Origin of the sequence: Nocardioides sp. TF02-7 (assembly GCF_022437945.1) — a bacterium.
Classification (GTDB): domain Bacteria; phylum Actinomycetota; class Actinomycetes; order Propionibacteriales; family Nocardioidaceae; genus Nocardioides.
The window spans coordinates 624,262-644,069 of the sequence record NZ_CP092535.1; the positions used below are offsets into that span (position 1 = coordinate 624,262).

Genomic DNA, 19,808 nt, shown 5'->3' on the forward strand with positions numbered 1-19,808 from the left:
GAGCCCGTCCGCGGCGGACGACCCGCCGCACCCCACGGCCCGGCACCACCTCGGTGCCGGGCCGTCGTCGTGCAGAGCCGTCGTCGTGCAGGGGCACCTCAGTCGACGAGCGGCACCTGGACGCCCACCTGCTCGCCGTTGCCCGGGAACACGACGCCGCGGCCGGGCTGCACCCGGGCCACCAGCGAGGTCCGCGACACCCGGCCACCGAACACGTCGCCCTGGAGCGGCTCCTGCGGCGACAGCAGCAGGCCCTTGCGCCCGGCCCGGGCCTCGACCACCCACCCGGAGAAGCCCGCGCTGAGCTCGCTGACCCCGCCACCCAGCACCACGTTGAACCCGCGGTCGCGCGCCTGCCGCACGAGGGCGCCCATCACCGGCGCCAGCGGACCCTCCTTGAGCCGCTCGCCGTCGTCGATCAGCACCAGGGAGCCGTTCTGGAGGGCACGCAGCCGCTCCACGACCGCCTCCTGGGCGTGGTCCACGCCGACCAGGGCGTCGTCGCCGAGGTCGTCGGAGAGGGCGTTGGCGGTCGGGGTGAACCCCAGGATCTGCCGGCCCTGCCCACGCGCCCACCGCGCCACGAAGCGCAGCGCGTTGGTGCGGCCGCTGGAGGGCGGCCCCACGACCAGGACCGGTGTGGTCGCGTCCACCGCGACCAGCTCGAGCCGGTCTCCGCCGATCGCCAGCGGCACCAGGGCCGGCCGCAACGGGGCCGGGTCGGCGAGCACTTCGGCGGCGGCGACCCTCGGCCGGCAGCGCCGCCAGCCGGAACGGGACCTGCGCCGGCGGGACCGGAGCGTCCGCCTCCTCGGCCGCGGTCAGCTTGGCGCCCAGCTCGCGGACGTACGCGCTCTGCGCGGCGCCGGCGACGTCGTCGCCGAGGACGGCGACCTGGGCCTCGATCCCCGAGTCCGCCCACAGCCCGCGGCCGTCGGCGAGGTGCTCGGGCACGTCCTTGGCCTTGAGGCCGCCGCTCGTGTAGTCGCTGCGGTCGGGCAGGCGGAGCAGCAGCTTGTGCTCGACGAGGGGAGGCCACCCGGCCGGAGAGCAGCGAACGGTCGCCCGACACCATGACCTGGACGCCGACGCTGGCGCCCTCCCGGAGCAGCCCCAGCATCCGGTCGTTGAGGCGGCCCACGTCGACCTCGGACAGGTCGGAGACGAAGCCCTCCCAGCGGTCGAGCAGCAGCACGACGTAGGGCAGCCGCTCGTCGGCCGGCACGGCCCGCCGCTGCTCGTCGATGTCGGCGAACCCGGACCGGCCGAGCACGTCCTGGCGTCGCTTGACCTCCTCGCCGAGCCGTTCCAGGAGCCGGCTCGCGCGCTCGACCTCGGTGCGCTGCACGACCGCGCCGGTGTGCGGCAGCGCGGTCAGGGGGCAGCAGCGCGCCGTTGCCGCAGTCGAGGCCGTAGAGGTGGAGGTCGCGGGAGCGGGTCACCTCGGCGAGCCCGGCCGCGATCGTGCGCAGCGCCGTCGAGCGTCCCGACCGCGGCCCGCCGACGACGTAGAGGTGGCCGGACCCGCCGAGGACGAACTCCCGGGGCCGCTGGGCCTGGTCGGCGGGGTGGTCCTCCAGCGCCCAGGGCGCCCCCCAGCCCACCACCCGGTCGTCGTCGGGCGTGCCCGCGAGCTCGCGCAGCCGCGCCAGCCCGACCGGGGTGGGAAGCTCGGGCAGCCAGGGCGAGTGCTGCTCCGTGATCCCGCGCAGCCGGGTGGCGCCGCGGACCGCGTCGACGAGGACGGAGAGGTCGGTGTCGCCCTCGTCGGTCTGCTTGCCCTCCTTCTTCGGCCGGGCGGGCGCGGGGTGGCCGACCACGGTCCAGCCGACCGGCCACACCAGCGGCTCCTCGCGCTCCGCCTCCGCTGCCACGACCGCCCCCGGTCGCGCACCGCCGACGCGGCCGGCCTGGAACGGCAGCAGGGACGAGTGCCCCAGCCGCGCGTAGCCGCGTCCGGGCTGGTCGGCGCCGATCGTCGCGGAGTCGGGCGCGTCGATGACGTCCTTCGACTCCGACTCGTCGGTCACCCGGAGCGCGATCCGCAGGTTGGTGTTGGCGCGGATGTCGTTGGAGATCACGCCCGAGGGCCGCTGGGTGGCCAGCACCAGGTGGATGCCGAGCGACCGGCCGCGCTGGGCGATGGTGACGAGCCCGGTCACGAAGTCGGGCAGCTCCGCCTTGAGACTCGCGAACTCGTCGATCACGATCGCCAGCCGCGGGATGGTGGGCAGCGTGGGGTCGCGCCGCTGCAACGCCCAGTAGTCCTCGAGGTCCTTGGCGCCGGGACCCGCGAGGAGGTGCTCGCGCCTGCGCAGCTCGGCCCCCAGCGAGGTGAGCGCCCGGGCGACCAGGTGGGTGTCGAGGTCGGTCACCATGCCGACGGTGTGCGGCAGCCGCGCGCAGTCCTTGAACGCCGACCCGCCCTTGTAGTCCACGAGCACGAACGTCATCTGCTCCGGGCTGTTCGCCACCGCCAGCGAGGCGACGATCGTCTGCAGCAGCTCGGACTTGCCCGAGCCGGTGGTGCCGGCGACGAGCGCGTGCGGGCCGTCGCGGCGTACGTCGAGCCGGAACGGACCGTCGAAGCCGACCCCGATGACGACGTCGGTGCGCGCCTCCGGCCCCCACCGCCGGGCGACGAGCTCCGGCGTCGGGTCGGCGAGCCCGATGCAGTCGAGCAGGCGGGCCGAGGACGGCAGGCCGGACACCTCGACGTCCGGCGTGGTGTCGCGGACGGGGGCCAGCGCGCGGCCGAGCCGGGTCGCCCAGGCCGGCTCGACGAGGTCGGGGCGGATCCTGGCGACCGCTTCGGAGCCGGTGCGGCGCAGCTCGACGAGCCCCTCGCGGACGTCGAGGACGGCACGGCACTCCTCGGGCAGCGACCGCTGGTCCTCGTCGAGGCAGACCACCCGGACGCCGACGGCGGGGCCGTCGCGCAGCACGCCGACGATGCCGGGCAGCGCGCGCAGCCGCCGCGCGCCGTCGAGCACCACCAGCACGTCGGGGGCGCGGCGTCTGGTCGCCGGGCAGCGCGACCCGGTGCTCGTCGCCGGACCGGTCGGCGATCAGCTGGCCGAGCTCGGCCAGCCGGCGGGCGACGGAGTCCTGGTCGGTGCCGAGCGTGGCGCCGACCGGCTCCCCGGCCGGCGGCAGTGCGGGAGCCAGCGCAGCCAGCCCCACTGCTGCTCGCGCTCCGCGCCGGTCAGCACGACCAGGTCGAGGTCGCCGGGCGCGTGCAGCACCGCCGCCTGCCCGAGCAGCCACCGGGCGAGCGAGTCGACCCCTGCCTGCTCGCCGCAGAGGCCGATGACAGGGACGTCCCGCATCGAGATGGCGACCGGGACGTCGCCGATCACGTCCGGCTCCGGCGGCTCCTCGGTCTCCTTGCGTGCGCGGTCGGTGATCGTGATCGGCGACGGCCGGTCGGCGACGCCGACGCGCAGGGTGAGGTAGTCGGGGTCGGAGCGCCGCCGCATCCACAGCTCGTGGCCCGGCCCCACGGCGTCGAGGAGGACGCGCGCCGGGTCGGGCCGGTCGGCGCGCAGGTCCTCCCGGAAGAGCCGCTGCGCCCGTGCGATCCGGCGCCGCACCGAGAACGTGTCCGACCGGAACTCGATCATCTGCTCGCGGTAGGTGCGGGCGGCGCCGCTGCGCTGCGAGATCAGGTTGAAGATCGCGAGGAACGGTGACAGCACCGCGAACATCATGAAGCGCCAGTTGTCGAAGACCAGGCACATCGGGACGGCCATGAAGAGCGGCGCGATGACGATCGGCCACGGCACGGTCTGCCGCCGCGGCTTGACCGGCTCGGCCGGCAGCACGAACGCGTTCTCCCGCTCGGGCCGCAGCAGCCGCGGCGGCCGGTTGAAGTCGATGCCGAGCACGTCGTCGCTGGGGCTGGTGTCGGCGTCGGGCTGCCACACCCGCCGCCACTGCAGGAGGGTCTCGCCGATCCGCAGGTCGGCGCCCTCGGCCCAGACCAGGTCGCGCGGCTCCGGATCCGGCTCGGCCGGCCGGACGCCGCGGCGCTCGGCCCTCCGTGCCGCTCGCCGCTCCCGCCGCCGGGACCGCTTCCGGCGGCGGCGCTCGCGACGGGTCAGCGCCTCGTCGGGGGAGCAGCTCCACCGCGGCGGCGTCCTCCTCGTCGTTCTCCGGGTCGGGCCCGAACGGGTCGCGACCGTCGATCCGTACGTCGAGGGCGTGGGCGACGACCTCGACCTCGGCGTCGGTCGTCACCCGGATGACGAGCGCGTCGGCGGGGGAGGAACAGGTCGGGCAGCGACATGCCGGCCGCCCCGTTGCCGACCTGGTGCTCACCGATGCCGAACCGGTGGACCCGCCCCGCGCCCGGGCCCGAGACCACCCGCAGCTCCACCACGCCGTGCGGCAGCGCCGCGTCGTAGCCGTCCGGCTCGTGCAGGGCGACGACGCACCCGGGACGGACGCCCGCCTGGCGCAGCGTCCAGCCGACGTCGACGCGCCGTCCGTCGACCCACACCGCGACCTGCCGGGCGAAGGCCGGGTGCATCTCGCCGCCGGTGGCCGCCAGCAACCGCGGCAGCAGCTCGGCCACCTCGGTCTCCGGGTCGGCGTCGACGAGCACGTCGCACCGCGCACCCGTGGCGCCGTTGGCGAGGCTGAGGCTGAATCGCACCGGGATCCCTTCCGTCGACGGCAGCGCCGTCCCGACATCCTAGGGAGGACTTCCCGGGCAACCGCGTGCCCACACGTTTGACCCCGGCAGCAGCGGGAAAGGCGCAGGCATGGCCATCCGGATGAGCGCTGAGGTCGCTGCCCGCGTCAAGGACCGGTTCGACAACCTCAGCAACGAGTTCGACGAGACCGCGCCGCTGTTCGGCGCGCAGGTCAGCCACCTGGAGTCGGCGTGCGGCGAGTTCTCCGACGAGGTGGCGACCGGCTGCGACACCATGCGGATCGGCTGGCGGACCGTGCTCGAGACCGGCACCACCAGCGCGGGGCTGATCGCAGGCAACACCAACGCCCTCCACGTCGACCTCACGGCGATCGACCAGGACTACTCCTGGCAGTTCGACCTGTCCGGCACCTCCACCGCCGCGCCGCCACGCAACCGAGGGATGTACTGATGGGCGACGACCACTACACGCTCGACATCGACCCGGACGGCCTCAAGTACGCCCGGGAGTGGTTCGGGAAGCTCAGCGACCACCTGACCACCAAGGGCACCACCGTGGGTGGGACGCCCGGTGAGATCGGCGACCAGTGGACGGGTGACGCCGCGGTCTCGATCAAGAGCGAGATGACCGGGCTCGGCCGGGTCATGAAGAACCCGATGGCGAGCGACCTCGACGACATCGCCGACGCCATCCAGACGCTGGAGAACCGCTACCGCACCGCCCTCGACACCGACCTGCCCGACCTCAACCGGCGCTGGCGGGACGCCGACGACGCCTACGACACGGCGGTCACCGCCGCCGACAACGCCTACGAGCGGGGCACCCGCACCGAGCCGGGTCAGCCGCCGGTCAACCAGGCGATCCGGGAGGAGTACGCCGACATCCGCGCGGGCGCGCGCTCCGACGCCGCCGACGCCCGGGAGACCACCCGTGCCGCCATCGACGCGGACTTCCAGGACCTCAAGGACGAGCTGCGGCGCAAGACCCGGACGCTCGGGAACGCGCTGGTCACCCACACGCCGGTCGACGTACCCGCATCGGCGCTCGACGACTACCGGAACCACGGGCGCTACCCGGAGCGGCCGCTGACCGCGGACGCCTCCGTCCTCGACGCGCTGGCGCTGGCCGGGCAGTACGTCCGGGACCAGCAGGAGGCCTACGACGAGCGGAAGCGGCGGGAGGCACGGGACCGCGCGGAGGAGCACCTCGAGGACCTGCAGGAGGCCCTCGAGGACGGCGACGAGGAGGCGATCAACGAGGCGCTAGCCGCGATCGGAGAGCACCCGACGACCCCTACTACCCCGGCCAGCTGGTCGACGTCCTCGGCCCCGACGGCGTGCTCGAGCTCTACAACCAGATCGAGGGCGTCATCGACCGCGGCTACGCGTCGGTCGAGGGGATCCAGGAGGACCTGCTCCCGTTCAACGACACCATCGCCGCCGGCATCGAGTCGCTCGACGACCCGGCCTTCGCCCGCTTCGCCGACGACTTCATGGAGAACGACTACTCCGCGCGCATCTGGGCGATCATCGCCGGCTCCGACAACGCCGGCGGACGCACCAACGCGATCGCCATCGCCTACTTCAGCGAGGTCTACAACGGCCCTCCGGCCGGCCTCGGCGGCGCGTCGCTCGTGCCGCACATCTTCCACTACGTCTACGACCTCGAGGCGACGTCGCTCCTCGAGCAGTGGGACGAGCGCAGCTCCGGCTCCGACCTGGCCGACGTCTTCACCCACTTCGACGAGGAGCAGCGCGACGAGGTGCTCCAGCGCCTGCTCACGATCCAGACCGACGGCGGGACGCTCAACGACGAGGAGTGGCAGGTGAAGGCCGACCTCTACGGCGAGACGCTCCAGGCCTACCGCGACCGCGGCAACGAGGTGGCGGGCACCGAGGGCGCGCGGTACCCGAGCCGGGAGATCGAGGACCTGCTGGAGTACGCGCACTTCCCGCACAGCCCGCTGTACTGGGACCACTACCGCGAGCACCTCGAGGACGTCGTCACCGATCCCGAGATGCTGCGCTGGTACCTCGAGGACGTGATGGAGGACGGCGTCAGCCACCGCGGCCTCACCGACGCGCTGCGGACGGTCGACGCCGACGCCGAGGAGCTGATGAACCAGATCATCGAGACGCGGGTCGAGGCCGGCGACAACCCGGACGCGATCGCCGAGATGATCGGCTACATGCTGCGCACCGAGGAGCTCCTCGGCAACCAGATCAAGCTCGACGGCGTGCTGAAGAGCATCGTCGAGAGCGGCATCAGCGCCGGCGTCAAGCACCCGCTGACCGGCCCGGTGATGGGTGTCTTCAACGCCCTCCTCTCCGAGATGGAGCGGCTGGAGAAGGAGGACGCCAGCTGGGACGAGGCGATGGGCGACAACGCGCAGCACAACCTGCTCGGCTTCGCCCTCTACGTCAAGATCCACGGCGTGCCGCCGGAGTTCGAGGGGTGGCTCGAGCGGACCGGACGCGGCGACGCCGACGACCCGGAGGCGATCATCGACTTCTTCCAGGAGCAGAAGGCCGAGGGCACCGACCTCTACGACGACATCAACGACTACGTCGTCCTCATCGACGAGAGCAGGGACGAGGAGTGACGCGGTCCGGCTCGCCCACAGCCGGGTAGGCCGGGTAGGGCCGGGCCGGGGTCAGCCGACCCGGTCGATCACCAGCGGCCGCGCGTCGTACGCCGTGCCCGGCGGGTCGACGCGGAAGCCGCCCTCGAGCGCGGCCAGGGCGCGCTCGAACCGTTCCGGGGTGTCGGTGTGGAGGGTGAGCAGCGGTTGACCTGCGGTGACCTCGTCGCCGGGCCGGGCGTGCCACACGACGCCCGCTCCCGCCTGCACCGGGTCCTCCTTGCGGGCCCGGCCGGCGCCGAGCCGCCAGGCCGCGGTGCCGACCGCCAGCGCGTCGAGCCGGGTCAGCACCCCGTCGCTCGGCGCGGTGACGACGTGGGACTCGCGCGCGGTCGGCAGCGGCGCGTCGGGGTCGCCGCCCTGGGCGCCGATCATCGACCGCCAGACGTCCATCGCGGAGCCGTCGGCCAGCCGGTCGGCGGGGTCGACGTCGTCGCGACCGGCGGCGGCGAGCATCTCGCGGGCCAGTGCCAGCGTCAGCTCGACCACGTCGGCCGGGCCGCCGCCGGCGAGCACCTCGACCGACTCGGCGACCTCGATCGCGTTGCCCGCGGTGCGGCCCAGCGGCACGTCCATGTCGGTGAGCAGAGCCACCGTCCGCACGCCGGCGTCGCTGCCGAGCGCGACCATCACCTCGGCCAGCTCGCGCGCCTTGGCGAGATCCTTCATGAACGCACCGCTGCCGACCTTGACGTCGAGGACCAGCGCGCCGGTGCCCTCCGCGATCTTCTTGCTCATGATCGAGGAGGCGATCAGCGGGATCGCCTCGACGGTGCCGGTGACGTCGCGCAGGGCGTAGAGCTTGCGGTCGGCGGGCGCCAGGCCCTCCCCCGCGGCGCAGACGACCGCGCCGACCGACTCCAGCTGCCCGAGGACCTCCTCGGTCGACAGCGTGGCTCGCCAGCCGGGGATCGACTCGAGCTTGTCGAGGGTGCCGCCGGTGTGTCCGAGACCGCGACCCGAGAGCTGCGGCACCGCCACGCCGCACGCCGCGACGAGCGGTGCGAGCGGCAGCGTGATCTTGTCGCCCACCCCGCCCGTGGAGTGCTTGTCGGCCGTCGGCCGGGAGAGCGCGGAGAAGTCCATCCGCTCGCCGGACGCGATCATCGCGGCGGTCCAGTCGGCGATCTCGCGCCGGTCCATGCCGTTGAGGAGGATCGCCATCGCCAGCGCCGACATCTGCTCGTCGGCCACGTCACCGCGGGTGTAGGCGCCGACGACCCAGTCGATCTGGCTGCGGCTGAGGGTGCCGCCGTCGCGCTTGGCGCTGATCACTTCCACCGCGTCGTGGCTCATGGCGCGCACCCTACGGGCACGGTCTCGAAGCCCCGCAACACGAAGGTGCCGCGCGACACCGGCTCGCCGGCGAGCCCGAGACCGGGGAACCGGTCGAAGAGGGCGGTCACCGACTCGTGCAGCTCCATCCGCGCCAGCGGCGCCCCGAGGCAGAAGTGCACCCCGGCGCCGAACGCCAGGTGCGGGTTGGGGTCGCGGTCCACGCGCATCTCGTCAGGAGCATCGAAGACGGCCGGGTCGCGGTTGGCGGCGCCGAGCAGCGCGGCGATCTTCTGCCCCTCCCGCACCGTCACGCCGGCCACCTCGACGTCCGTGGTGGCGGTGCGCTCGAAGAGCTGCAGCGCGGAGTCGAACCGGAGCATCTCCTCCACGGTGACGGTGACGTCCGCAGCCGGCCGGAGGCCCCGGCGCAGCAGCGAGACCAGCCCGTTGCCGAAGACGTTGACCGACGCCTCGTGCCCGGCGTTGAGGAGCAGGACGACGGTGGCGACGACCTCGTCCTCGGAGAGGTCGGTCGCGACCAGGTCGCTCGTGAGGTCGTCGCCGGGCTCGACCCGGCGCCGGGCCACCAGCTCGCGCACGTAGCCGGCGAACGCGTCGGCGGCGGCCACGGCCTCGGCGACCACCTGCTCCGACGGCGCGACCTCGTACATCCGGACGATGGCCTGCGACCAGCGCCGCAGGTCGTCGGCCCGGTCGGCCGGGACCCCCAGCAGCTCGGCGATCACCAGCACCGGCAACGGCTCGGCGTACTGCCCGATGACGTCGAACCCGGACGGGTCGACCTCGTCGAGCAACCGGGCCGCGAGCTCGCGGACCCGGGGACGGAGCCGCTCGACGTGGCCGCGGTTGAACGCCGCGGACACCTGGCGCCGCATCCGGGTGTGGACCGGCGGCTCGTTCTCCATCATCTGGTTGCGGTGGAGCAGGTTGAACGGCTCGAGGTAGTCGGCCGGCTCCTTGTCGCGCCAGATCCGGCCCAGCCGCCGCTCGCGCAGCACTGGCGCCGGCCGCGGCGTGACCGAAGGTCAGCCACCTCCCGGTCGGCTCGTGCCACGCCACCTGGTGGCGCGCCCGCTCCTCGGCGAGGAACGGGTAGGGGTCGGCGACCAGCGCCGCGGCGGTCAGGTCAAGCGAGGTCGTCGGGCCCGAAGGCATCCGGCAGCACCTCCGTCATCGTCCGCACACCCGACACCGTCATCACCAGCAGCTCCGGGCCGCCGTTCTCCCACAGCAGCTGCCGGCAGCGCCCGCACGGCATCAGCACCGCGCCGGCACCGTCGACGCACACGAAGTGGGTGAGCCGGCCGCCCCCGCTGGCGTGCAGCGCGCTGACCAGGCCGCACTCGGCGCAGAGGGCGACGCCGTACGCCGCGTTCTCGACGTTGCAGCCGACGACCACGCGGCCGTCGTCGACCTGCGCCGCGGCGCCCACCGGATAGCCCGAGTACGGCGCGTAGGCGCGGCCCATCACCTCGGTGGCGGCGGCCTGCAGCGCCGCCCAGTCGAACTCGTCGTCCCGTCCGGTCATCGCTAGCCCGCGCTCCCCGCCGGTAGATCTGACCGTCGGCCTTGGGCATCCGCAACCGTTGAGCCGCGAACGCCAGCACCAGCAGTGTCGCGAGGTAGGGCGTCATGCTGGTGAAGTCGCGGGGCACGCCGTCGGTCAGCAGCCACCACAGGAAGAAGCCGACCGCCGCCGTGAGCAGCGCCGCGTGGCCGACGACGTCGCGCCGGGAGAGGGTCGTGCTCGCGCGCACCGCCTTGACGACCCGCCACACGCCGATCACGAACAGCCAGAACGCGATGAGCAGCAGCAGCGCGTGGATGGTGTCGGGGTTGCGCAGCCGCAGGCTGTCGGTGTAGCCGAACATGCCGGAGCCGAGCAGGACACCGCCGGGACGCCAGTTGCCGAAGATCATCGCGGCCAGGCCGATGTAGCCGCGGCCGTTGGTCTGGTTGGTGTGGAAGCCGGGCGACGACACCAGCGCCAGGTAGGCACCTCCGAGGCCGGCCAGGCCGCCGGAGATCAGCACCGCGGCGTACTTGTGCCGCAGCACGGCGACGCCGAGGCTCTCCGCGGCCTGCGGGTTCTCGCCGCACGACCGCAGCCGCAGCCCGAACCGGGTGCGCCACAGGATGACCGCCGTGGCGACGACGAGGAGCAGCACCAGGATCGTGACGACGGAGATGCTGGTCGTGAGGGTGGCCACGACGCTGGCCAGGTCGGAGACGACGAACCAGTGCTTGTCGGCGAGGTCGTTGGCCGCGTCGGAGATCCCCGGCACCGTGACCGAGTCCGGCTTCTCCAGCCCGGTCAGCTGCTGGCGCCGCCGCGCCCGCGCTCGGAGTTGAGGTCGGCGAAGAACGCCTCGGCGAGGAACGTGGTGATGCCGAGCGCGATCACGTTGAGCGCCACGCCGGAGACGATGTGGTCGACGCCGAAGGTCACCGTCGCGACCGCGTGGATCAGGCCGCCGAGGACACCGAAGGCGATGCCGCCGAGCAGCCCGATGTACGGGTCGTAGTGGTAGGTGAAGAACGCGGCGCCCCACGTGCCGAAGAGCATCTGGCCCTCGAGGCCGATGTTGACGACGCCCGCCCGCTCGCTCCAGAGCCCGCCCAGCGCGGCGAGCAGGATCGGGCAGGTGGCCGTCAGCGCGGCGCGCAGGCTGCCGGGCGAGTCGAGGTCGTGGGCACCGGTGAGCAGCCGCACGGTCGCGACCGACAGCAGCACGGCGACCGCGACCAGCGCGACCCGCGCGCCGCCGGTCACCTGGAGCGCCGCGGCGCCCCCGGCGTCGTCGACCTCTCCGAGGCGGTGGCGGTCATGCCGACGCTCCTTCCTGGGCCGCGTTGCGGTCGAGCGCCCGGCTGAGCGCCCGCTGCTCCTGGGCCGCCCCCCAGCGCCGTACTGCCTCGTAGGCGATGACGACGGCCAGCACGACGACGCCCTGGGTGACCTGCACGACGGACGGCGAGATGTCGGCCTTGAGCTGCAGCGGGTTGGACTGCACGCTCAGCCACGCGAACAGCAGGGCGCCGACGGCGATCCCGAGCGGCCGGTTGCGCCCGAGCAGCGCGACCGCGATGCCGGTGAAGCCGAGCCCGCGCTGGAACGTGGTGCCGTAGTAGTCGGCGCCGCCGAAGAGGGCGGGCATCCAGATCAGCCCGGCGATCGCGCCGGAGATCAGCATCGCGACGACCACCATCTTCTTGATGCCGACACCGGAGGCGACCGCGGCCTGCTCGTTGCTGCCGGTGGTCCTCAGGTCGAAGCCGAACCGGGTGCGGTTGATGACGACCGCCATCACCACACCGACCACCACCGCGAGGAAGGCCAGCGCCCAGACACCGGTGCCGCGGGTGTCGAAGTAGCCGAAGTGCTGGTCGAGCAGCTTGCTGCTGTCGGGGATCGGAGACGTACGACGCCCCTGGCCGGCCTGCTCGCCGTAGCGGTTGAGCAGGTAGCCGACGAGGGTGAGCGCGATCGAGTTGAGCATGATCGTCGAGATCACCTCGCTGACGCCGCGGGTGACCTTCAGCAGGCCGGCGATCCCGGCCCAGATGCCGCCGACGCACATCGCGACGACGAGCGAGGCCCAGATGTTGAGGGTTCCTGGCAGCAGCGCCGCGCCGGCGAACACCGCGGCGCAGTAGGCCGCCAGCGTGTACTGGCCCTCGACGCCGATGTTGAACAGGTTCATCCGGAACCCGATCGCCGCCGCCGCCCCCGCGAGGAACAGCATCGACGTCTGGTTGACGATGTTGACCCAGTTGCGCTTGTTGGGCGCGTCGAGCATGACGCCCCCAGAAGTCCGACACCGAGCTGTCGGCGACCCAGACCACCGCGCTCGACCAGCATCGCCGCGACGACCGCGATCAGCGGCGCCAGGACGACCTGGGCGAGCTTCCGCAGCAGGACTGCGCTCTTCACGCGTTCTCCTCTCCACCGGTCATCGCCGAGCCGAGCTGCTGCGGCGTGACCGTGTCGGGGTCGAACTCGCCGACGAGGCCGCCCCCCGCAGGATCACCTGGATCCGGTCGGAGAGCCCGATCAGCTCGTCGAGGTCGGCCGAGATCAGCAGCACCGCGAGACCCTCGCGGCGCGCGGCCTTGATGTAGTCCCAGATCGCCGCCTGGGCGCCCACGTCGACGCCGCGGGTGGGGTGCGCGGCGATGAGGAGGATCGGGTCGCCGCTCATCTCGCGGCCGACGATCAGCTTCTGCTGGTTGCCGCCGGACAGGGGCCCGCGCGTGGGTGTTGATCGACGGCGTGCGGACGTCGTACTCCTCCACGATCCGGCGGGTGTCGGCCTTCGCGGCGCCGCGGCGGATGAAGCCCAGCTTGGACATCGCCGTGCTGGTCTGCTGGCCGAGCACGCGGTTCTCCCAGAGCGGGGCGTCGAGCACCAGCCCGTGGCGGTGCCGGTCCTCCGGGATGAACCCGATCCCGGCCTCGCGCCGCCGCCGGGTCGACCAGTGGGTGATGTCCTGGCCGGCCAGCACGATGCGCCCGGCCGTCGCCCGGCGGATGCCCATGATCGTTCTCGACCAGCTCCGCCTGGCCGTTGCCCTCGACGCCGGCGAGGCCGAGGACCTCGCCGCGGTGGATGGTCAGGTCGACGTCGCGCAGCAGGTGGCGGCCGCCGCGGTCGACGAGCCGGACCCCTCCATCGTCAGCATCGACGTCGTGGTGACGGTCGACTCCTCCGTCTGCGGCGAGGGGCAGCTCGGAGCCGACCATCAACTCGGCCAGCTGCTTCTTCGTCGCGGTCGCCGGGTCGGCCTCGCCGACGGTCTCCCCCCCGCCTCATGACCGTGATGTCGTCGGCGATCGCGAGGACCTCGTCGAGCTTGTGGGAGATGAAGAGCAGCGTGTGGCCGGTGTCGCGCAGCTCGCGGAGGTTGGCGAACAGGGCGTCGACCTCCTGCGGCACCAGCACCGCGGTCGGTTCGTCGAGGATGATGGTGCGGGCGCCGCGGTAGAGGACCTTGAGGATCTCGACCCGCTGCCGCTGGCCGACGCCGAGGTCCTCGACGAGGTCGTCGGGGTCGAGCTCGAAGCCGTAGGCGTCGGAGATCCGCCGGATCTCGGCGCGCGCGGCGGACCCGATGCCGTGCAGGCTCTCGGCGCCGAGCACGACGTTCTCGAGCACGGTGAGGTTGTCGGCCAGCATGAAGTGCTGGAAGACCATGCCGATGCCGGCCTTGATGGCGTCGGTCGGCGAGTGGAAGGTCACCGGCCGGCCGTCGACCAGGATCTCGCCCTCGTCGGGCCGCTGCACGCCGTAGAGGATCTTCATCAGCGTCGACTTGCCGGCGCCGTTCTCACCGATCAGCGCGTGCACCGTGCCCGGCTTGATGGTGACGTGGACGTCGTGGTTGGCCACCACGCCGGGGAACCTCTTCGTCACGCCGCGGACGGTGATCCCGCCGGAGCCGGGGCCGCTCCTCCGGCGACGTCTCGACCTCGGTTGTCACATCCACCCTCCCTCGTCCGCGGGCCGCCGTGGCCCGCGGTCAGACCGAGGGCCCGGGCCAGGACGCTAGCGCCTGGCCCGGGCCCCGTGTACTGCGCTGGTGCCGCGGCTCAGCCGGCCGGAGCGGTCGGGACCTCGATCTCGCCGTTCACGATCTGCTCGCCGTAGCCGTCGATGTCCGAGGCGATGTCCTCGACGAAGCCACCCGACGTCGAGTACGCGACGCCGTCGACGGACAGGTCGTAGACCTGGTAGCTCGACAGCGGCTCACCGTCGGCCACCGACTGGATCATGTCGAAGGTCGCCACGTCGACGCGCTTGAGCATCGAGGTGAGGATGTGCTGCTGCTGGTTCTTCGGTGCGGTCAGGTACTGGTCGGAGTCGACACCGATCGCCCAGGCGTCGGCCTCGGTCGCGGCCTCGAACACACCGGAGCCCGAGCCACCGGACGCGTGGTAGACCACGTCGGCGCCCTGGTCGTAGGCGGCCGCGGCCGCCTCCTTGCCACCGGCCGGGTCGGCGAACCCGGCGAGGTCGCTCTCCTCGATGTAGTTGACGATGACCTCGATGTCGGGGTTCACGGCCTGCACACCGGCGGTGTAGCCGGCCTCGAACTTCTTGATCAGGTCGTTGTGCACACCACCGACGAAGCCGACCGTGTCGCTCTCCGTCTTGAGCGCGGCCGCGACGCCGACCAGGAACGAGCCCTGCTCCTCGGCGAAGCCGAGGTAGGCGACGTTGGGGTTGGGCTCCTCGTCGGGGTCGAAGCCGTCGATGACGCCGAAGCAGGTGTCGGGGAACTCCGGCGCGACGACGTTGGTCGACTCGCTGTAGGCGAAGCCGACGCCGATGATCGGGTTCATGCCGGACTCGGCCATGGTGCGCAGCCGCTCCTCGCGGGCGGACTCCGCCTCGCCGTCGCTGGCCTCGGCCTCGGTGGCGCTCACGCCGAGCTCCTCCTGGGCCCGCTCGAGGCCGGCGTAGGCGGAGTCGTTGAACGACTGGTCGCCGCGGCCGCCGACGTCGTAGGCCAGGCCGACCTGGATGTCCCCGTCGGGGGCGACGCAGCCCTCGGCTGCAGCAGTCGTGTTGTCGTCGCTGCCGCTGTCTCCGCCGTCGTCCTCGGTCGCGCAGCCGACCAGTGCGAGCGACGCGGCCGCGGCCAGCGCGGCGATCCTGCTTCCCTTGCGCAAGATGCTCCTCCATCCATCCAGGCGCCGGGGTCGACGCACATTTTCCGCGCCACCCTAGAGCCTGTCGGCGCCGCGTCAGGCGATTGCGCGAAGTTGTTACCAAGTCGAGTCCGGGCGGCTCAGGAGCGCCGGAGCCGGGGTCCGCCGGGCTCCCCCGGGCTCAGCAGGACTCGGTGGGCTTCGCTGCCAGGGTGCCGACCAGCCAGGCACCGTCCGCCACCTCGACGAGCGTCGCGGTGACGTCGTACGCCGCGGGCGGGGACTCGACGGCACGGCCGCGGCGGTCGACGTCGACGGTCGCGTTGTCGACGCAGGCGTCGAGCGTCGCCTCGCCGCCCTCGGTCTCGACCTCGTCGACGTGCACGACCATGTCGCCCACCGTGCGCAGGCCGAGCTGGTTGAGCTCCGCCGCGCGTCCCTGGACGTCGGTCAGCGCCTGGCCGGTCGCGACGCCGGCGAGCGCCGGCGAGGCGACGCCGGTGTTGAAGGAGGCCACCCGCACGTCCATGTAAGTGACGAGGACCTTCGCGACCTTGCGGTCCGGCCGGCTCTCCGGCAACCGGCCGGCGACCACCGAGTAGCCGTCGCGGACCTTGTCGCCCTTCTCGGGCGGGGCGGGCAGCTCCGCGGGGAGCGGGTCGTCGCCGCCCGTCCGGCCGTCGGTGGCGTCGTCGCCGCTCTCGGAGGCGTCCGCACTGCTGCCGCCGAGGTCGGGTGCGGGACTCGACGGCTCGTCCGAGCCGCAGGCTGCGGCCGTGGCGGCGAGGGCGGTCGCCGCGAGCAGGGGCCGCCAGGCGTCGGGCCGGCATCACTCGATCCCGGTCACCAGCGCGCCCGCCTCGACCACCGGCACGTCGACGGTCGACCCGTGGGTCTGGGTCTCCAGCTCGCCGCCCTGGGCGCCGTTGTGGTCGGTGCCCTGCCACGAGCCGGTCCAGGTGATGGAGGCGGTCACCGGCCAAGCCGCCGGGTTGGGCTCACGGAACGCCAGGGTGCAGGCGCTCTCGTCGGAGCCGCCGCGCTCCCAGGCGGTCTTCGCCTGCTCGACCGTGCACGTCCGGGCGCCGGCCGACGGGGCGGAGACCTCCATGCCGGTCGTGGCCGCGTCGAGCGTCGCCTGCACCGGCGTGCCGGGGATGTGCACCTCGAGGTGGATCTCCCCGTCCTCGGCGAGCGCCTCCTGCTGGTTCTCGACCCAGAACCAGGTCGGGATGTTGACCAGCGTGGCCTGCCCGGCCTCGGCGATCTCGGGGTTGCGGGCTAGCTCGGGCGCGCCGAGCCCCTGGACCGCCTCGTCCCACAGGGTCTCGACGACGTCCTCGACCTCGACCATCGGCGGTTCGGGCTGCCCGGTCACCGCGATGTAGCTGATCGGCGCCGTCCGCGAGCCGTCCTGCTCCCAGTCCGGGGGCAGCTGGCCGCCGTTGCGGGCGAAGCCCTCGTCGGCGCAGTTGACCCCGTCGGCCTGGCCGAGGTGGTACCACTGCACCGGCTCACCGGCCTGGTGCCGCCGCATCGCGTCCTTGAAGTCGGCGACCGTCGGCAGGAACAGCCGGGCCGGGACGAACGTGCTCGTGTACTTCCGGATGTGGTCCTTGTACCACTCGTCGAACTCCTCCGCGTCGGAGGGATCGACGCTCTTCCACCCGGCGAAGATGCTGTCGCCGTCGACCGGCTCCCACCAGCAGACCGGCGGGACCGAGAGCGAGATCGAGCCGCCGGACACGGGGTCGCCCTCGCCGCCGCTGACGACGGCGGTGACCGAGACCCGGTAGCCCCCACCGCCGGGGTTGGAGAGGCCGTCGGCGTGCGCCGCGGCCGGCAGCAGGAGCGCCGCGGTCAGCGCGCCGAGCGCCGCCACGACGGCCCCAGCGGCCGTGCGGGCAGAGATCCGAGAAAGCAAAAGCACCGTTCCCCCATGCGAATCGGTCGTCGTGCTGGAGCCCATGGTGTCACGTCTTCCCACGGGCACGACAGTTCATGCCTCCCACGCGCCGTGACGGGCGCGCCGACGGGGTACGGGTCACGAGCGCGTGCCCGCTCCGTGCCCGACGGCCCGCACCGCGATGCCGGCGAGCATCGCGGCGCCGACCGGGACGGCCCCCTCGTCGATCCGGAGGTCGCCCTGGTGGAGGTCGTACGTCGCGCCGCCGGGCGTGCGCGTGCCCAACCGGAACATCGCGCCCGGGACGCCCTCGAGGTACCACCCGAAGTCCTCACCGCCGAGGCTCTGCGGCACCTCGCTGCGGTGGTGGGGCCCGAGCTGCGCGTCGGCGGTGTCGGCGACGATCCGCGCGCTGGCGGCGTCGTTGACCACCGGCGGGACGCCCTGCAGGTAGTCGACGGTCGCGGTCACGCCGTAGGGGCGCACGATGTCGAGGACCGCCTCGCGGACCACCGCCTCGCACCCCGCCCAGGCGAACGCGTCGAGGATCCGCACGGTGCCGGCGGCGATGCCCTGGTCGGGGATGACGTTGGGCGCCGCGCCGGCGCGGAGGACCCCCCACACCACGCTGACCCCCGACCGGGGTCCATCCGGCGGCTCAGCACCGCCGGGAGCTCGCTGGTGACCTTGGCGAGGGCGAAGGTGAGGTCGCCGGTGAGGTGCGGCCGGGAGGTGTGGCCGCCCGTGCCCTCGACGCGGACCTCGATCCGGTCGGCGGCGCTGGTGATCGCCCCGGTGCGGACCCCGACCGTGCCGACGTCGACGGACGGCTCGGCGTGCAGGGCGAAGATCCGGTCCACGCCCTCGAGCGCTCCCTGGTTGACCAGGTGCTTGGCGCCTCCGGGCATCACCTCCTCCGCCGGCTGGAAGAGCAGCCGCACCCGGCCGGGGAGCAGGCCGCGCTCGTGCACCTCGGCGAGGGCGAGGGCGGCGCCGACGAGGGCGGTCGTGTGCAGGTCGTGGCCGCAGGCGTGGGCGACGCCGGGCACCTGGCTGGTCCAGGGGTCGTCGGTGAGGTCGTGGACCGGCAGGGCGTCGAGGTCGGCGCGGAGCGCGACCATCCGGTCGCCGTCGCCGATCTCGGCGACGGCGCCGCTGCGCGGGGCCGGCGAGACCCGCCAGCCGGCCCGCTCGAGGACCTCCACGACCCGGTCGGTGGTGCGTCGCTCCTCCCAGGAGAGCTCCGGGTGGCGGTGCAGGTCGCGGCGCAGCTCGACGAGGTCGTCGCCGAACTTGCCGACGACGTCGCCGACGACGCGGTGGGCGTCGTCGCCGGCGGGGTCGAGGGGGGCGGTCATCAGGTCGAGCCTAGTCCCCGCAGACCGAGGCGGCCCGCCCGGTGCGCACCGGGCGGGCCGCGTCGGCGGCTGGTCAGGCTGGTCGGGTTGGCCAGGCTGGTCGGCTCACCGTCGGTAGGCGACCACCCGGCCCGCGGGGGCGTCGCCGGGCTCGCCGGACAGGCCGCTCAGGACGTTGAGCGTCGCGTAGACCTTGCCGGCGTGCAGCTCGACGGCGGCCGGGAGGGGCGCCTCGACGAAGGTGCGCGGGTCGCCGCCCTTGGCCGGGATGCGGGTGATCCGGCCGGCGAACAGCTCGGAGACGAACACGTCCCCGTTTCGCGCCACGTCGAGACCGGTGGCGCTGACCAGGCCGGTGGCGATTCGGCGGGTCTTGCCCGACTTCGCGTCCACCGTGAACACCCCGCCGGGGGACGCTGCCGTCCTCGGGGCCGCCGGGAAGGCTGCTGACGTACAGCCGGCCCCGGGGGCCGACCTCGACGTCGGTGGGCACCGGCTCGAAGAAGTAGTCCTCGCCCACGGCGCACTCCGGCAGGCCGGCGCCGCCGGCCATCTCGGCGGTGATCTCGACCTTCACCCGCGGCAGCACCGCGACGGTGCGCACCTTGCCGTTCGGCCCGACCGAGAGGATCGTGTTGCCGGCGGCGTCGGCGACGTACACCTTCTTGCCGACGACCGCGGTGCCGTAGGGGTGCGACTCGACGATGCCGCCGGAGCTCGGCGGCGGCCCCTCGGCCGGCCACTCGGCGAGGCACTCCTCGGAGAGCCCGGGCGCGCCGTACTGGACGTTGCGGTCGGGGTTGCGGGACTTCTCGTGGGCCCCGAGGTTGGCCACCTTGCGGATCACGCCACGGGGGTGCGCTTCATCAGCGCCGCGGCCCGGACGAAGTAGACGGTGCCGTCGGAGGCGACCGAGATGGCGCCGACCTCACGGCCCTTGTCGTCGGCGTAGAGGACCTTGGCCTTCTTGCCGGGACGCTTGACCAGCAGCTTCCCGGCGAAGTTCTCGCTGTAGTAGACGGCGCCCTTGGCGTCGACCTCGACGCTCAGCGGCGACAGGAGGTCCTTGGCCACCGTCGAGGCCTTCGGCGGCGCCTGGGCGACGGTCGCGGAGGGGGCCAGCGTGGCGGCGGTCGCCGCCAGGGCGGTGATGCCGGCGGCGATCAGCCGGCGCTTGGTCGTGGATGTGGACACGTTCACCTTCTCGGGTCGGAGCGGGTTCGGGGGTCGCAGCGGTGCCGACACCGGTCCTCGTCGGCGCCGGCACCTGTCTCCTGCTGGAGCTGTCCCTGAC

21 protein-coding genes and 1 pseudogene are annotated in these 19,808 nt (G+C 73.2%); 2 read left to right on the plus strand and 20 right to left on the minus strand.

Translation table 11 applies throughout. From position 1 onward, the window contains the following. Positions 1 to 98: 98 nt before the first annotated feature. The 4 genes from MF408_RS03220 to MF408_RS03235 form a co-directional block, all read right to left on the minus strand. The gene (locus tag MF408_RS03220; protein WP_240250242.1) at positions 99 to 731 is read right to left on the minus strand and encodes an AAA family ATPase; all 633 of its coding nucleotides are present in this window, start codon (positions 729 to 731) and stop codon (positions 99 to 101) included. Positions 732 to 821: 90 nt separating this feature from the next. Then, on the minus strand, positions 822 to 2,993 hold the full coding sequence (locus tag MF408_RS03225) for an FtsK/SpoIIIE domain-containing protein (protein WP_240250243.1): 2,172 nt from the start codon (positions 2,991 to 2,993) through the stop codon (positions 822 to 824). Positions 2,994 to 3,068: 75 nt separating this feature from the next. Next, positions 3,069 to 3,926, minus strand: coding sequence for a hypothetical protein (locus MF408_RS03230; protein WP_240250244.1), 858 nt, complete (start codon positions 3,924 to 3,926; stop codon positions 3,069 to 3,071). Between the two features lie 173 nt (positions 3,927 to 4,099). Then, entirely contained in the window at positions 4,100 to 4,657 is a 558-nt protein-coding gene (locus tag MF408_RS03235; RefSeq protein ID WP_240250245.1) for a hypothetical protein, read from the minus strand. 121 nt (positions 4,658 to 4,778) lie between these two features. Between MF408_RS03235 and MF408_RS03240 the strand changes: the two genes are divergently transcribed. Continuing rightward, a complete protein-coding gene (locus MF408_RS03240; protein WP_240250246.1) occupies positions 4,779 to 5,108 on the plus strand; it encodes a hypothetical protein in 330 nt (109 codons plus the stop codon). Here MF408_RS03240 and MF408_RS03245 read toward each other — a convergent pair. Further along, complete coding sequence (locus MF408_RS03245; RefSeq protein WP_240250247.1) at positions 5,039 to 5,863, minus strand: hypothetical protein; 825 nt, start codon at positions 5,861 to 5,863, stop codon at positions 5,039 to 5,041. The two genes, MF408_RS03240 and MF408_RS03245, sit on opposite strands and share 70 nt — an antisense overlap. 131 nt (positions 5,864 to 5,994) lie before the next feature. On the opposite strand from MF408_RS03245, the gene MF408_RS03250 reads away from it, so the two are divergent. Continuing rightward, complete coding sequence (locus tag MF408_RS03250; protein ID WP_240250248.1) at positions 5,995 to 7,260, plus strand: hypothetical protein; 1,266 nt, start codon at positions 5,995 to 5,997, stop codon at positions 7,258 to 7,260. Positions 7,261 to 7,311: 51 nt separating this feature from the next. On the opposite strand, the gene MF408_RS03255 is transcribed toward MF408_RS03250, so the two are convergent. The 15 genes and pseudogenes from MF408_RS03255 to MF408_RS03320 form a co-directional block, all read right to left on the minus strand. Next, positions 7,312 to 8,595 carry a thymidine phosphorylase gene (locus MF408_RS03255; protein WP_240250249.1) on the minus strand — a complete coding sequence of 428 codons (1,284 nt, stop codon included), beginning with the start codon at positions 8,593 to 8,595 and terminating at the stop codon, positions 7,312 to 7,314. Beyond that, the gene (locus tag MF408_RS03260) at positions 8,592 to 9,596 is read right to left on the minus strand and encodes a cytochrome P450 (protein WP_240250250.1); all 1,005 of its coding nucleotides are present in this window, start codon (positions 9,594 to 9,596) and stop codon (positions 8,592 to 8,594) included. Before MF408_RS03260 ends, MF408_RS03255 begins: the two co-directional genes overlap by 4 nt. 128 nt (positions 9,597 to 9,724) lie before the next feature. After that, a complete protein-coding gene (locus MF408_RS03265; RefSeq protein ID WP_240251614.1) occupies positions 9,725 to 10,126 on the minus strand; it encodes a cytidine deaminase in 402 nt (133 codons plus the stop codon). A 379-nt stretch (positions 10,127 to 10,505) separates the two neighbouring features. Continuing rightward, a pseudogene (locus MF408_RS24835) lies at positions 10,506 to 10,883 on the minus strand (ABC transporter permease); the annotation flags it as partial. Between the two features lie 29 nt (positions 10,884 to 10,912). Then, a complete protein-coding gene (locus tag MF408_RS24840; RefSeq protein ID WP_275693330.1) occupies positions 10,913 to 11,371 on the minus strand; it encodes a hypothetical protein in 459 nt (152 codons plus the stop codon). A gap of 52 nt (positions 11,372 to 11,423) precedes the next feature. Then, positions 11,424 to 12,398 (minus strand): ABC transporter permease, encoded by a 975-nt coding sequence (locus MF408_RS03275; protein ID WP_240250251.1) that lies wholly within the window; start codon positions 12,396 to 12,398, stop codon positions 11,424 to 11,426. A gap of 130 nt (positions 12,399 to 12,528) precedes the next feature. Then, on the minus strand, positions 12,529 to 13,137 hold the full coding sequence (locus MF408_RS03280; RefSeq protein ID WP_240250252.1) for a hypothetical protein: 609 nt from the start codon (positions 13,135 to 13,137) through the stop codon (positions 12,529 to 12,531). Positions 13,138 to 13,274: 137 nt separating this feature from the next. Next, positions 13,275 to 14,012 carry an ATP-binding cassette domain-containing protein gene (locus MF408_RS03285; protein ID WP_240250253.1) on the minus strand — a complete coding sequence of 246 codons (738 nt, stop codon included), beginning with the start codon at positions 14,010 to 14,012 and terminating at the stop codon, positions 13,275 to 13,277. Between the two features lie 176 nt (positions 14,013 to 14,188). Then, entirely contained in the window at positions 14,189 to 15,271 is a 1,083-nt protein-coding gene (locus MF408_RS03290; RefSeq protein WP_240250254.1) for a BMP family ABC transporter substrate-binding protein, read from the minus strand. Between the two features lie 160 nt (positions 15,272 to 15,431). Continuing rightward, positions 15,432 to 15,845, minus strand: a complete 414-nt coding sequence (locus tag MF408_RS03295; RefSeq protein WP_240250255.1) for a hypothetical protein — start codon at positions 15,843 to 15,845, stop codon at positions 15,432 to 15,434. A 234-nt stretch (positions 15,846 to 16,079) separates the two neighbouring features. Beyond that, positions 16,080 to 17,132, minus strand: coding sequence for a hypothetical protein (locus MF408_RS03300; RefSeq protein ID WP_240250256.1), 1,053 nt, complete (start codon positions 17,130 to 17,132; stop codon positions 16,080 to 16,082). Positions 17,133 to 17,294: 162 nt separating this feature from the next. After that, positions 17,295 to 17,741 (minus strand): M20/M25/M40 family metallo-hydrolase, encoded by a 447-nt coding sequence (locus MF408_RS03305; RefSeq protein ID WP_345893907.1) that lies wholly within the window; start codon positions 17,739 to 17,741, stop codon positions 17,295 to 17,297. Next, positions 17,624 to 18,514, minus strand: a complete 891-nt coding sequence (locus tag MF408_RS03310) for an amidohydrolase (protein WP_240250258.1) — start codon at positions 18,512 to 18,514, stop codon at positions 17,624 to 17,626. The genes MF408_RS03305 and MF408_RS03310 overlap by 118 nt, the downstream gene beginning before the upstream one ends. A gap of 73 nt (positions 18,515 to 18,587) precedes the next feature. Next, on the minus strand, positions 18,588 to 19,361 hold the full coding sequence (locus MF408_RS03315; protein ID WP_240250259.1) for a ScyD/ScyE family protein: 774 nt from the start codon (positions 19,359 to 19,361) through the stop codon (positions 18,588 to 18,590). Then, on the minus strand, positions 19,358 to 19,708 hold the full coding sequence (locus MF408_RS03320; protein WP_240250260.1) for a hypothetical protein: 351 nt from the start codon (positions 19,706 to 19,708) through the stop codon (positions 19,358 to 19,360). The genes MF408_RS03315 and MF408_RS03320 overlap by 4 nt, the downstream gene beginning before the upstream one ends. Positions 19,709 to 19,808: the final 100 nt, after the last annotated feature.

Excerpts from the sequence above, each read along its gene's own strand:
- MF408_RS03265 (WP_240251614.1), bottom strand. The coding sequence starts at position 10,126 with ATGACCGGACGGGACGACGAGTTCGACTGGGCGGCGCTGCAGGCCGCC.
- MF408_RS03310 (WP_240250258.1), bottom strand. The coding sequence starts at position 18,514 with ATGACCGCCCCCCTCGACCCCGCCGGCGACGACGCCCACCGCGTCGTC.
- MF408_RS03255 (WP_240250249.1), bottom strand. The coding sequence starts at position 8,595 with ATGAGCCACGACGCGGTGGAAGTGATCAGCGCCAAGCGCGACGGCGGC.
- MF408_RS03275 (WP_240250251.1), bottom strand. The coding sequence starts at position 12,398 with ATGCTCGACGCGCCCAACAAGCGCAACTGGGTCAACATCGTCAACCAG.
- MF408_RS03240 (WP_240250246.1), top strand. The coding sequence starts at position 4,779 with ATGAGCGCTGAGGTCGCTGCCCGCGTCAAGGACCGGTTCGACAACCTC.
- MF408_RS03280 (WP_240250252.1), bottom strand. The coding sequence starts at position 13,137 with ATGGGCATCCGCCGGGCGACGGCCGGGCGCATCGTGCTGGCCGGCCAG.